At 58.3% G+C, this 12,784-nt stretch carries 10 protein-coding genes; all 10 read right to left on the reverse strand.

The genetic code is table 11. The features are described 5' to 3' along the window. Positions 1-42: 42 nt before the first annotated feature. The 10 genes from IF205_RS04395 to IF205_RS04440 all read right to left on the reverse strand — a co-directional run bounded on the left by IF205_RS04395 (position 43) and on the right by IF205_RS04440 (position 12,781). The gene (locus IF205_RS04395) at positions 43-597 is read right to left on the reverse strand and encodes a hypothetical protein (RefSeq protein WP_259782080.1); all 555 of its coding nucleotides are present in this window, start codon (positions 595-597) and stop codon (positions 43-45) included. Positions 598-1,102: 505 nt separating this feature from the next. Further along, positions 1,103-2,071, reverse strand: coding sequence for a hypothetical protein (locus tag IF205_RS04400; protein WP_259782081.1), 969 nt, complete (start codon positions 2,069-2,071; stop codon positions 1,103-1,105). Then, positions 2,068-2,586 carry a (2Fe-2S)-binding protein gene (locus tag IF205_RS04405; protein WP_259782082.1) on the reverse strand — a complete coding sequence of 173 codons (519 nt, stop codon included), beginning with the start codon at positions 2,584-2,586 and terminating at the stop codon, positions 2,068-2,070. The genes IF205_RS04400 and IF205_RS04405 overlap by 4 nt, the downstream gene beginning before the upstream one ends. Next, positions 2,583-5,315 carry a xanthine dehydrogenase family protein molybdopterin-binding subunit gene (locus IF205_RS04410; RefSeq protein ID WP_259782083.1) on the reverse strand — a complete coding sequence of 911 codons (2,733 nt, stop codon included), beginning with the start codon at positions 5,313-5,315 and terminating at the stop codon, positions 2,583-2,585. The genes IF205_RS04405 and IF205_RS04410 overlap by 4 nt, the downstream gene beginning before the upstream one ends. A gap of 105 nt (positions 5,316-5,420) precedes the next feature. Next, a complete protein-coding gene (locus IF205_RS04415; protein WP_259782084.1) occupies positions 5,421-7,265 on the reverse strand; it encodes an SLC13 family permease in 1,845 nt (614 codons plus the stop codon). Between the two features lie 130 nt (positions 7,266-7,395). Then, a complete protein-coding gene (locus IF205_RS04420; RefSeq protein ID WP_259782085.1) occupies positions 7,396-7,746 on the reverse strand; it encodes a lipopolysaccharide assembly protein LapA domain-containing protein in 351 nt (116 codons plus the stop codon). A gap of 38 nt (positions 7,747-7,784) precedes the next feature. Continuing rightward, positions 7,785-8,072 carry an integration host factor subunit beta gene (gene ihfB, locus IF205_RS04425; RefSeq protein ID WP_259782086.1) on the reverse strand — a complete coding sequence of 96 codons (288 nt, stop codon included), beginning with the start codon at positions 8,070-8,072 and terminating at the stop codon, positions 7,785-7,787. 263 nt (positions 8,073-8,335) lie between these two features. Continuing rightward, the gene (gene rpsA / locus IF205_RS04430; protein WP_259782087.1) at positions 8,336-10,018 is read right to left on the reverse strand and encodes a 30S ribosomal protein S1; all 1,683 of its coding nucleotides are present in this window, start codon (positions 10,016-10,018) and stop codon (positions 8,336-8,338) included. 138 nt (positions 10,019-10,156) lie between these two features. After that, entirely contained in the window at positions 10,157-10,804 is a 648-nt protein-coding gene (gene cmk, locus IF205_RS04435) for a (d)CMP kinase (protein WP_259782088.1), read from the reverse strand. A gap of 78 nt (positions 10,805-10,882) precedes the next feature. Further along, positions 10,883-12,781: a C1 family peptidase gene (locus IF205_RS04440; RefSeq protein ID WP_259782089.1), complete on the reverse strand. Its 1,899-nt coding sequence runs from the start codon at positions 12,779-12,781 to the stop codon at positions 10,883-10,885. Positions 12,782-12,784 lie beyond the last annotated feature (3 nt).

Consider the following 12,784-nt stretch of genomic DNA (forward strand, 5'->3'; position numbering starts at 1 on the left):
CTTGTGGCCTCCTTTGGAAGTTCGACCGGTGAAGTCGAGAGTTCAGCTGAGGATATCATCAAGACTATCCCGGCTCTCGTTTGGTGGAGTTTCAGATCCACCACTAGTAGAAGCGCCTGATGCTGCAACATCGGGCGCTTCGTTTTTTATTCCTATTTTACTTTGGACATATTCCAAATCAGATTTAGAAACTCCTGCGGCGCGTATATTTTCTTGAGTAACTTTAAATAGCCCCGGAGATACACGTTCAACATACCCTTTGTTTACAAGAGATGCGATCTGTGACCGCATGCTGTCCTCTTTAATGTCGTCATATCCCAGGAGTCCTGCAATGACACTTATGTGATCGAGGCTTAGGTCTTCTGGGTAAAACGCAAAAATTCCGCCAATTATTCTCTTCCACGTTTCTGAAAGTTGGCGTTGGCGAGTACCTTTGCGACGTTTTGTAGCTTTTGACGTATCTTCAGGTGCATGTTCAAGCGCATCCTGATAGGCGCGTACTTCTGCTTTAAGCGTAGAAATCTCATGCTGAAGTTCGTCGATTTCAGCCTGTATCTCTGCAACTCGCCGATTACGCTCGTCGATCTGGGTTTCCAAATACTGCCTCATAATTAATATATAGTGTTTAAATGGCCCGGAGTCAATGATCGTATGATTTACCGCGGGTTTTTAAGGTATACGAAAATGTGCACTCAGCGATTTCAGCACTACATGTTGTGGTCCCATCCTCGAAAAAGCCTGAATTGAAGAGATGCTACTGTCTAGGCGCATAACGATCCGTGCCGCTGGATGTCGACGCAGGTATCGCCGACAACTGGCGCGAGGCGCATTAGGGCAAAGGCTGAAACAATCGAATAATCCCGTCATGCTCGTGCTCGACACGAGCACCCATGAGAGCAAGGTCTTATCGGGAGGAAACGTGTTTGCGCCACAAGCACTTCCTCTTCGTGGGTACGCGGGTCAAGCCCGCGCATGACGACTTGACTAAAAACCGAACACCTTCAAATGTCATCACAGGGCATTGCGGTGATCTGAAAAAGATGGCCGTGTCTAGCACGGCCATGACAACTTTGTATGATCTTCAATTTCTTGATTGCGGCCGTCAGCTCCCGGCATTCTCATTGCCGGTGATAGGCGTCACCGAACATCCCTGTGCATCCGGGTCGGTACAACAGGTGGACAGTTGTTTTATTGAATCCTTGTAGATGACATTCCAGGCATCCAGATTGTGGAAATTGCCGGGCGGCATCCAATGGCTGTTCGGGTAGCTATTGGCCCAGGCATTGCCGTTTTCGGGCGGGATTTCACCCGCGGCCTCCAGGATGCCCTGGCTGCAGGTGAACTGTGTGCCGATGCGGTGACAGCCCGTGCAGGTATTGCCGCGCGTCGTGATGGACTTCGGTTTTTCCCAGCCTTTGAAATCCTCGCCGATATTTTTGTACCAGCCAAACGGGTCGGTCGGCACCTGATGCCAGACCTGCGCGATATAGGGGCTGTACATGAAAGGATCGTTGTCGTGGCAGCCGCCGCAACCATCCTTGGCGACGTCTTCAGGTGCATTCCAGAAGTCCTTGGCCGCCACATGACCCGGCGGCGGGGTCTTTTCATTGGGCGGCGGCACGCGGGTGACATTCATGCCTTCCGGTGATTTGGCCGTCGCCTGAAACCAACAGGTATCACCCGTTGTCGGGTTATGGGCGACGATATCCACTTCGTCGAACATGGGGCTGTCGGCGCTGCGGATGGTCTTCTGGCGGCACAGTGCCGTGATCTGTGCGGTCTTGGTGTCAGACAGCAGCAGCGCCCGGGAATAGGGCACGCATTGCCCGTCATCATTACCAAGCGGCAACAGGGACGGACGGTCGCAATCCATGTCGGGTTTATATTCAATCGGCGTCTGGCCGCCGTCGACGGTGATGGGGATCACGTCACCGTCCAGACAGTTGAAGGCGGGCAGCGCCTCAATCGCCTTGGCGCAGGTCTCACCATATTGCAGAACGGTTTCCGCCTTGCCCGGCAGGCTTGCCAGCATCGCCAGGGACAGTGTCACAAAGGTCAGGATTTTCCTCATATCACGGCTCCCGGCGTTTTCAGCAATACCTTTCTGGTGGCCTCGTAATAGCGGACATAGCCGGTACAGCGGCAGATATGTTCACCGAGCGCCTTTTCGATTTCCGTGTCCAGCTGGTCTTCCCGGACCGGGCTCATCTGCAGGTTTTCGGCCAATGTGACCGCCGCCATCAGAAAGCCGGAGGTGCAATAGCCGCATTGGAAGGCGAATTCGGTCAGGAAGGCCTCCTGCAGGGGGCTTAGCTGACCATGGGTCGCCTGGGATTCGATGGTGATGATATCCACGCCCTGCAGGCTACCGACTGTTGTGGAACAGGCGAGCGTGGTTTCCAAAGGGGCATCCTTGTGACGGCGAACCGCCACCGTGCAGGCCCTGCAGACGCCGATGCCGCAGCAGAATTTGGTCCCGGTGAGGCCCAGGTCCTCCTGAAGGAAATCGACCAGCGGCAGGTCCAGCTCGTCTTCTGGGGCTGTGACCATCTTGCCGTTTACGGAGAAAGTGACCGGATTACTCATGATTTTGCCAAAGCCTCCTGAATCTTGGTCTGCGTGATGGGCAGGTCACGGAAACGGGTGCCGGTCGCCATGGCCAGTGCATTGGCAATTGCCGGTGGAACGGAACACATCACCGCCTCGGCAATGCCCTTGGCGGCCCATTCGCCGTGAAGCGGCGGCAGGGTGATCAGTTCCTGGTTCTGGAGGGCCACGTCTCGGGCCAGAGGCACGTGATAGCGGTTCAGGTTCCATTGGCCGTTCGCAGGGCCCGCCAGTCCGGGGGGCATGTCTTCCAGCAGGGTATAGCCGACGGACTGGGCCACGCCGCCCTGGCTCTGGCCGGAGACGATCCCTTCGGTGATAATCCGGCCCGCATTCAGGATGCTGACGGAATCGACCACGGTGGCCTTGCCGCTTTGCGGGTCGACGGTGACCGCGATCAGGTTGCCGCAGGGCGCGAAGGTGGTCCGGGAATAGCGCCCGGATTCCGCGCTGGGGTAATGTCCGTTCTGGCGGTTGATCAGTTCGGCCTGGTCCGAATTCGCGGGGAACAGGGCCAGGGCGTCGATCTCCCACTCGTATGGCCGCATGTCGACCTGATATTCCGCCCGGACCCAATGTTCCTGGAAATAGGCGTGGATCATGGCCTGGGTATAACCGCCGGACTTGAAGATTTCATGGGCCAGAACCGACATGGGCAGTTCCGGCAGGTTACCTATTTTAAGGTTTCCGTTTTCCAGCCAGCGGATGGAACGGCCGTGGAACCTGTCGGCCCTTGGTCCCAGAATCCGTCTGGCTGCTGGCAGGATCGCGGTGTCGAACAGGACCTTGCTGGCCTGTTCAATGGCATGAACCTGATGAAAGGCGGTGAGGCAGGCACTGGAGGAGCCGGAGAATTTCTTGGTCCAGCGCGGATTGTCCCATTGGGTCGTGCCGCCGCTTGCCAGATCGAGGGCGGCGAAGACTTCCGGGTCGCCCATCTGAACCTCACGGGCATTGTTGCCCAGATAACGCGCGGTGACGACGGCCAGCGTCGTGGCTGATCCGTTGCCCATGTCGACGGCGTTGCTGATCACGTCAATCCGGCCGTCGGGCAAAAGCTTCACCGCGCCCAGCATCCCGTCGCCGGAGGTGCCATAGGCCTGCATCGACAGGGCATAGCCGACGCCATAGAGCTGCCCATTTTCCGAGTGGCGCTTCTGTTCCTTGTAGCGTTCCTGCCACAGGCGGTGTTTCTTGGCGATATGGCAGATTTCCTCCAGCCGCAGCAATTCGTTGACCGGTCCGCCGACCACCGTGTGATCGCCTTTGTAGAGGATGTTTTTCAGGCGCAGGTCAATCGCATCCATATTCAGGGCCTCGGCTGCCTCGTCCAGGCTGCTTTCCAAGGCGAAGAAGGCCTGCGGACCGCCAAAGCCGCGCTGTGACCCGCCGCTGATATTGGTGCTGTGTTTGGCATTGGCCTGAATGGAAGAACGCGGAATGGAATAGCCGCCGCCCGCACAAAGCGAGGAAAGCTGTGCCACATAGGGGCTGAGGTTCTTACGTCCGCCCGCATCATATTCCATGTCGGTTACCACGGCCTGGATTTTGCCGTTTTTGTCCACCGAAACGCTTTCCTGCAGCTTGGCCGGATGGCGTTTCAGGCCCGCCTGGAACTGTTCGAAGCGGTCATAGGCAATGCGGACGGGCTGTCCGTTGGCATAGGCCGCGGCGATTGCCAGATTCATGGTGAAGACCGATTTGTCACGACCGCCAAAGCCGCCGCCGGGATAGCAGGAATACAGGTTTACGGTTTCGACCTCGACCGGTGCTTCCTGTGACTCGAACAGGGTTTTCGTTTCCTTGATGTCGTCGTCCGGTGATTGCGTGCCGACCACCAGATGCATGGTCTTCGTCGAGGCGTCATACCAGGCCAGCCCGCTTTCCGGTTCCATGAACATGGGGTCCATGGCCTGCATGCTGTAATCCGCCGTGAAGGTCAGCCAGTCGCTTTGTTTGATTTCCTCATTGATCAGGTTGGCATATTTATCCGCGCGGGTGGCGTAGTCCGCGTCGCCGCCATTCTGGGCATAGGAGAATTTCTCCTCATTGCCATGGGTATAGCGCACGTAATTTGTTTCCGGCGGAAAGACCACATCCGGCAGGGGCGATGTTGGTGGGTTATAGACCTGGACATCGGCATTGAACTGCAGGGCTTTTTTCGCCGCCCGAAAGCTTTTGCGGTCCCTGAACAACAGCATCGCCAGCGGCTGTCCCAGATAAGCCGGAACGTCGCCGGGCACGACCAACAGGTCATAGCAGATGGAACTGGGCAGGGTGATGGGATTGTCCTGGGTGGGGTCCAGTTTGCCGGTCAGGCTGCAGCCATAGCGGCTGGTCGCCGGAAGTCCGCGGCCCAGCATATCGCCGGTGATGATTTCGGATGGCCGCGCCGCATCCGGCAGCATGGAAAGGTCCAGCCCCTTGAACGGGCGGTCGGCATGCAGGGCACGCAGGATCATCACGGGCTGTTCCTGCGCGGGCCAGCCGTTCATATCGCTGGCATGATAGTCGCGGGCGAAAATCTTCTGGCCCGTGACCTTCGCCAGTCCGTCGATGCGGTACCGCGCCTTGCCGGGGCGGCCGGACCAGCCCGGCGGCGGTGCCAGCGCGGGCAGGTCTTCGGCAAAAACCTTCGGCAAATTGATGCAATTGACGGTAATGGCCGCGCCAGCGGATTTCAGCAACGTTCGACGCGAAAGCTGCATCGGACGGTCCCCCTGTTTTTGAATTTGTCCTGTCTTTTTTTAGGCGTTTTCAACATGCTATCGCAAAAGTTGTGCCTTGCGAAGCGAAATAATAGCGCTGATGGATTATAGGCCGTAGACGACGGGCGCCAGAAGGCTGAATGTAGCCCAGATCAGAAGCATGAGCGGTATGCCCAGATAGAGGAAGTCGCTGAACCGGTAGTGGCCGGGACCCATGACGAGCAGGTTCGTCTGATAGCCGATCGGCGTGCAGAAGGAACAGTTGGCGGCGAACAGGGTGGCGATGGCAAAGATATGCGGATCGATGCCGATGTTGAAGGCCATATGCACCCCGATGGGTGTGAACAGGACCGCACAGGCATTGTTGCTGATGAGGTTGGTGAAAAAGGCGACGACAAGGAAATAGGCCGACAGGATGATGGCCGGGCCGGTGTTGTTCAGTTCAATGAGAATATGTTGGGCCAGGAAGGTGGCGCCCCCGGTCAGTTCCAGGGCGGCCCCCAGTGCCAGCGATGTGGCGACGATGAAGACCAGATTGAAATCGATGCTGCGCAGGGCCTGCGGCAACCGTATGACCTTCAGCAGCACCATCAGGGCGGCCCCTATCAGGGCCAGGACGACGATGGGAATGAGGTTGGTTGCCGCCAACAGCACTACGCCTGCGAAAATCACCAATGCCCGTTTTGCCCGGTGATAGGCGGGCATGTCTTCCTGCGACTGGTCCAGGACAACGAGGTCCTTGCTGCGCTGAAGGGCGTCCACCGTATCCTGGGTGCCGTAGAGCAGCAGAACATCGCCGGGTTCCAGCGTAATTTCCGTCATGCGGGTTCGGATCATATGGGCGCGGCGCTGCAGGCCGATCACCACGCAGCCGAAACGCCGCAGGAAACGGCTTTTGCGGATGGTCGTGCCGGTCAGGTCGCCGCCGGGTACGACCATGGCCTCTACCACCTGACGATGGACGGAAGGAGCCGTGCCGCCGGGGCCGGAGCGCATCTGGAGGCTTTCATCGGCGGGGATCAGTCCGAAGCGATGCATGGTGGCATCCGTCAGAACCTGCCTGGTTGCCGCAATCACCAGCATGTCACCCGCCTGCAGGGGCGTTTCGTCGAAGGGCGGCAGGATGGCGCGACGGTTGCGCCAGATCATCATGACCACGATGTCGGGCAGTTCCTTGAAATGCCCCGCGACCGGTTTCATCCCGACCATCGGGGAATCCTCCCGCAAGGTCAGATGCGCCAGAAACTGCCGCGACCCCCGGTTGGACAGTGACACATTCGGCGTCTTGCGATGGCGCAGCAGAAAGGGCATCACGAAAAGCACGTAGATCAGACCAACCGCCGCCAGGATGACGCCGAAGCCGGTGAACTCGAAAAACCGAAACGGGGCCTGTCCCAGTTCCACAAGGCTGCGGGATACCAGAAGGTTGGTGCTGGACCCGATAAGTGTCGTCATGCCGCCCAGGATCGCTGCATAGCTCAGGGGCATCATGATGGTGGCCGGGGATTGGTGAGTGCGGTTGGCAAGTGCCAGCAGGATCGGGATGAACATGACCACGACGGGGGTGTTGTTCAAAAAAGCCGTGATCACTGCTGCGCATAACAGCACGGAGACAACGGCAAGCCGGTTGCGGTTTTGTCCGGCGGTGGAGATCACCTGGGTGATCTGGACCAAGGCACCGGTCGTCACCAGGGCGCGGCCGATAATGATCAGCGACAGGACCGTGATCAGGGCGGGGTTGGCAAAGCCCGCCAGTAATTTATGCGGGTCCAGGAGGTTGGTGCCATTGGGGCCGGGCAGGGGCACAAGATGGAAGGTCAATGTCATCGCCGCCAGACAAAGCGTCGATGAAAGGATGATCGGAAGACGTTCCCAGATGTAAAGCACGACCAGAACCGCGGTGAAGGCAAAGGTCGCCCACATATGGAAGCCCGGTTCAAAGGTTATCATCACAATCGCCTTCGAGATCGTTACCGAAACTCAAATACTGGCAAAAAGATTACAGCGAAAATGCCTGAAAATCCCGTGATTAAAGATTTTTCGGGTCGGGTGGTATCGGGAAGCGGCGCGAAATGAAGGACTATTCCGCTTTTGGAAGGGCCGCGTTTTCCTGGTTGCCCAATGCGTCAACCTTGGCTTTTTCGGCTTCGCGGGTCCGGGCTTCAAGCCGGGTTATTTCGCGTTCCTGGTTGCGGTTTTTGTATTCTGCCTGCCGTGCCCTGCGGCGGCTGCTTCCGGCGCCGATCCAGGCGGCAATGCCACCCAGGACAAAGCCGATGATGACCCCGACGAAGCCGACCATGGCGACCGGCATCGGCCATTCAAAAGGAAGCGGCCATAGCGACATCGGTACGACCGCCCGGTTGGAGACGGCAAAGGAAATCGCAACAACGGCAAAGATAACGGCGAGAACGGTATGAAGCAGGCGCATCAAGAGCCCATATCAGAAAGGGTTGAAGACAGGGCGGCTCAGGAGCCGTCTTTGTTCAGGCGCTCACGTAGAAGCTTGCCGGTTTTGAAGAAAGGCACTGCCTTTGCTTCCACGTCGACGGATTCACCGGTCCGTGGATTGCGGCCCGTACGGGCATCGCGATGCTTCACGGAAAAGGCGCCAAACCCGCGTAGTTCCACACGGTCTCCATCGGCGAGTGCGGCAGAGATTTCTTCAAAAATTGTGGTTACAATCCGTTCTACGTCGCGGTGGTAGAGATGCGGATTCTGCTGTGCAATACGCGCGATGAGTTCAGAACGCGTCATATCCGGAGCCCCCGTGGTTCCTGAAGTTACGGCGCCGAAGGGCGGCGCCCCACCATAACCGAACCGGCTCGCCTCATCCTCGCAAGTGTGAGGTTTGCGATCCCAAGTCACTGGAAAAGCTTGCCATTTCGACTGTAGAAGGTCAAGGCAGAAAGCAGCAGGGCCGATAAATAAAGAACCGGCAGCCCAGATAGGCTGCCGGTTCAAACCGTCGGAGGCTGTCCGTACCGGCGGGGCCGATACGGAAAACCACATGTCGGGCCTTAGTCCTTGGACGCTTTTTCCTGCAGGGCTTTGCCCAGGATGTCGCCCAGGGAAGCACCGGAATCGGTGCTGCCATAGTTGGCCATGGCTTCTTTTTCCAGGTCGCTTTCGAAAGCCTTGATGGACAGGGACAGCTTGCGGCTGCCTTTGTCCAGGCTGGTGACTTTCGCATCGACTTTTTCGCCAACGGCGAAACGGTCCGGACGCTGTTCGGAACGGTCACGGCTCAGGTCGGACTTGCGGATGAAGCCGGTAACGCCGTCGGCGATTGCAACTTCGATACCGTTGTCCTGAACGGCAGTGACGGTGCAGGTCACGGTCGCGCCGCGTTTGATGTCGCCCAGGGCTTCTTCAAACGGATCGCCGCTCAGCTGTTTGATGCCGAGAGAGATGCGCTGGTTGTCGACGTCGACATCCAGAACCTTGGCTTTGACCACATCGCCTTTGTTGTATTTGGCAAGTGCTTCTTCCGGAGCCAGATCCCAGTCGATGTCGGACATGTGGACCATGCCGTCGATGTCGTCGGTGAGGCCGATGAACAGACCGAATTCGGTGATGTTCTTGATCTCGCCTTCGACTTCGGCACCCTGCGGGTATTTATCCATGAAGGAATCCCACGGGTTGTCCATGCACTGTTTGATGCCAAGGGAGATACGACGTTTGGCCGGATCGACGTCCAGAACCATAACTTCGACTTCCTGGCTGGTGGAGACGATTTTGCCCGGATGGACGTTCTTCTTCACCCAGCTCATTTCGGAAACGTGAACCAGACCTTCGATGCCCGGCTCCAGCTCGACGAATGCACCGTAGTCGGTGATGTTGGTCACGCGGCCGGTGAATTTCGCATTGATCGGGTATTTGGCTTCGACGCCTTCCCACGGATCGGCTTCGAGCTGTTTCATGCCGAGGCTGATACGCTGGGTTTCAGCGTTGAAACGGATAACCTGTACGTTGACGGTCTGACCGATGGACAGAGCTTCAGACGGGTGGTTGATACGCTTCCAGGAGATGTCGGTGACGTGCAGCAGGCCGTCAACGCCGCCGAGGTCAACGAACGCACCGTAATCGGTGATGTTCTTGACAACGCCTTCCAGAACCTGGCCTTCCTTGAGGTTTTCGACCAGTTCTGCACGCTGTTCGGCGCGGGTTTCTTCCAGAACCGCACGGCGGGAAACAACGATGTTGCCGCGGCTGCGATCCATTTTCAGGATCTGGAACGGCTGCGGGTTGCCCATCAGCGGAGTGATGTCGCGAACCGGGCGGATGTCCACCTGGCTGCCCGGCAGGAAGGCAACGGCGCCATTGAGGTCAACCGTGAAGCCGCCTTTGACGCGACCGAAGATAACACCCTGGACACGCTCGTTGGCGTTGAACTGCTCTTCCAGCAGTTTCCAGGCTTCTTCGCGCTTGGCTTTGTCACGGGACAGAACGGCTTCGCCGTTTTTGTCTTCCAGACGCTCGATGTAAACTTCTACGGTGTCGCCGATTTTCAGCTCGGCGGGCTGGCCCGGTGCCGGAGCAAATTCTTTAAGGGCAACACGGCCTTCAGCCTTCAGGCCGACGTCGATCAATGCTGCATCGCTGTCAACGTTGATCACGGTGCCTTTTACGACGGTGCCTTCGAGGCTGTCGTTTTCGCCCAGGGACTCTTCCAGGAGAGCCGCGAAACTTTCGTTCGTCATTTAAGTTAGCCTTTCGTATATCACGTTATTCCGGCCGCAACGGTTGTCTCCGGCGGTCTCACCCCAAAATCAAAATGGCCTGCGCTGTGGGGCTCTAACGCAAGCCGACTGGCCTCCCGATGTCTTCGGCCTTGAGGGTTAGCGTAACTTTTCAGCCACAACAGGGGAGGCGATTTTCAGCGCTGCTTCAAACGCTTGGTCCGCATCCATGGCCGACGTATCGACCATTGTGGCGTCTTCTGCGGGTTTCAGCGGGGCCACGGCCCGGGCGCTGTCCCGCGCGTCACGTTCCTTCAAATCTTCCAAGACGCGCTCGTATATAGAGGTTTCGCCCCGTTGAAGCAACTCTTTGTGCCGTCTTTCGGCACGAACTTCTACAGAAGCGGTCACAAACAGCTTCACATCGGCGTCGGGGCAGACCACCGTGCCGATGTCGCGGCCATCCAGAATGGCGCCTTTTTTACCGCCCGGCGGATTGGCCGCCAGGGACTTCTGGAAGTCCAGCAGAGCGGCCCGGACTGTTTCAATAGCCGCTACTTTGGAGGCGGCACTTGCCGCGGCATCGCTTTTCAACTCGTCGTCATCCAGCTGCGACGGCTGCAGGTTGCGCGCGACATCGCCTGCAGCGTCTTCGTCTTCCGGGTCACCGCCCAGACGCAATACCCCCAAGCCCACGGCCCGGTACAGCTTTCCGGTGTCCAGATAGGCAAAGTCGAAATGGTCGGCCAGGCGGCGGGCAAGCGTGCCCTTGCCGCTGGCGGCGGGTCCGTCGATGGCGATGATCATCTTTCGGCAACTCGTTTCATGTCGTTAAAGCTGCCGACTGATAGCCGATCGGTGGCGAGGCGACAAGCGGGTCGGTGTTCAGTAATCGAGGTCCTCCTTGGTAAAGCGGCGCTGGGGTGCGGCGTCCAGAATATGTTCCAGGACCGAATTCATCGTGGTGACGTCATTGTCGAAATCCATATGGGATTCAGACCGTGTGCGGTCCGGATTGTCGGCATTGTTAAAGGTCGTGATTTCCGGTCCCTGGGCAGCACCCTGCCAGTATTTCTGCATGCCCATGATCGGCACGGTCTGTGTTTTGTCCTGATAGGCTCTCGATACCAGATAGAGCAGGGATTTACGGTAGATGCTGGCGACATTGTCGTCCTGCTCGGTGGCGTCGTCCATCTGGTAGTGGATCAGTCGGCTGACCGCCTTGCCCGGTCCGACCTGCGGCCTGATGCGGGTATCGTAGAAATCGATGGTGCAGGCCGGGGCCATAAGTTGCAGGGTCTGGAAGGGGGCGATCGCCGTACCACCGATGCCCTGCCAGACCTGGACCAGATGACCCAGCAGGATGGACCCGGCGCTATGCCCCGCCAGATGCACATTGGGCGGATTGGGGCTGTTGGCCAGGGCGTCTTTCAGCATGGCCATGGTCTTGTCGCCGGCGCGGTCGATCTGGAAGGCCAATCCGGCATCGTCGCGCATTTCCTGCCACAAGGCATGGCCCAGGGGGCGGGTGAGCTTTTCGATCATGCTGTCCCAATGGTCGGAAAAACCGCCTGCGCGTTCCTCGATCTGCGTCTGTTTTCCGAAAATAATATCGCGCAGCTCGGCAAACAGGCCCGTTTCCCAGATGAAATGAACCTGCTGGATGCCATTGGCGTTCATCACCGGCTGAAAAGCCTTGGTGCGGGCGGCACAGCTTTTGACCGAGTTCAGCCCGCCATGGGCGTAAAGCAGCAGATGCCCGCCTGCGGCCTCCGCCACGGTCCGGGTGATCAGGTCGCGGACTTCATCCTCCTGGGAATAATAGTCGCCTTGGGGATCAAAACGGCCATCGTCTATATGGATATAGTCATCGGCGATCTCATGGCGTGGCGGGGCCTTTTCAATCCGTTCCACCATGGTGCCGCGATGGGTCAGGCCGCCGGTCGTGGTCAACATGGTCTTGGAATTGACCGCAGGGGCCACCTGCGCCACCCAGGCATCCCAGACATGGGTTTCGAAGTCGTCATAGCTCCATCGGGCGAGGCCCTGGAAATAATCCCCGTCCAGTTCGATGCCACCCCAGCCGGGGCCCCAGGAATTCTGGATGATGAAGCCGTCCTCGTCATAGCCCAATATACAAAAGGCATGACCGCCCGTCGGGTGGACATTGTCGGTCAGGATGTTGCCGTTTCTCGGACGTGACCAGCCGCTGTGTACCTTGGCGGATGTATAGACCGCGCCTGCCTCGTCAACGGCGGATTGCAGGTCCGTCCGGTTCTTCAGCACCCGGTAATAACCGCCCAAGGGATTATTGGCGGCGTCCGTGCGGGCCTCAAGGGTCAGATGGCCGGGCTTTTTCACCACATAGGGCCACAGGTCCTCGCGGCAGACGCCATGTTTGAACCAGCCCTTCATGGCCCCCCGGCAGCTTGATCCGTCATAATTCTCGCCCGGCCAGCGGTCGTAACGTTTGGCCATTTCATAGAGCATGCGCGGGCTGACCCGGCCCTGCTTGTCCTGCGGCAGGCTGCGCTGTTTGTTGAGATAGTTGATCGTCGCCGCCAGGCCAAAGCCGGTGCAGGCCCCCTCGCGGCCCTGGTTCAGAACCCGGACATGGTCCAGGGCGGGATAGCATCGGTTCTTCAGGGAACGCAGTGAGGGCTGGTAAATCTTGTCGCGAAAATCGACGGAATCCCGTTGGGTGTCCAGCGTTTGCGTTTCAGTGCTTTCACTGCCGTCTTCCGCCGTTACGTGGATGTCGATCGAAGGCGCATGCTCTTGCATCGG

Origin of the sequence: Aestuariispira ectoiniformans, assembly GCF_025136295.1 — a bacterium.
Taxonomy (GTDB): Bacteria; Pseudomonadota; Alphaproteobacteria; order UBA8366; family Aestuariispiraceae; genus Aestuariispira_A; species Aestuariispira_A ectoiniformans.

Coding starts and splice junctions, on each gene's coding strand:
- IF205_RS04405 (WP_259782082.1), bottom strand. CDS start 2,586: ATGAGTAATCCGGTCACTTTCTCCGTAAACGGCAAGATGGTCACAGCC.
- IF205_RS04420 (WP_259782085.1), bottom strand. CDS start 7,746: ATGCGCCTGCTTCATACCGTTCTCGCCGTTATCTTTGCCGTTGTTGCG.
- ihfB (WP_259782086.1), bottom strand. CDS start 8,072: ATGACGCGTTCTGAACTCATCGCGCGTATTGCACAGCAGAATCCGCAT.
- IF205_RS04440 (WP_259782089.1), bottom strand. CDS start 12,781: ATGCAAGAGCATGCGCCTTCGATCGACATCCACGTAACGGCGGAAGAC.
- rpsA (WP_259782087.1), bottom strand. CDS start 10,018: ATGACGAACGAAAGTTTCGCGGCTCTCCTGGAAGAGTCCCTGGGCGAA.
- IF205_RS04410 (WP_259782083.1), bottom strand. CDS start 5,315: ATGCAGCTTTCGCGTCGAACGTTGCTGAAATCCGCTGGCGCGGCCATT.
- cmk (WP_259782088.1), bottom strand. CDS start 10,804: ATGATCATCGCCATCGACGGACCCGCCGCCAGCGGCAAGGGCACGCTT.
- IF205_RS04415 (WP_259782084.1), bottom strand. CDS start 7,265: ATGATAACCTTTGAACCGGGCTTCCATATGTGGGCGACCTTTGCCTTC.
- IF205_RS04400 (WP_259782081.1), bottom strand. CDS start 2,071: ATGAGGAAAATCCTGACCTTTGTGACACTGTCCCTGGCGATGCTGGCA.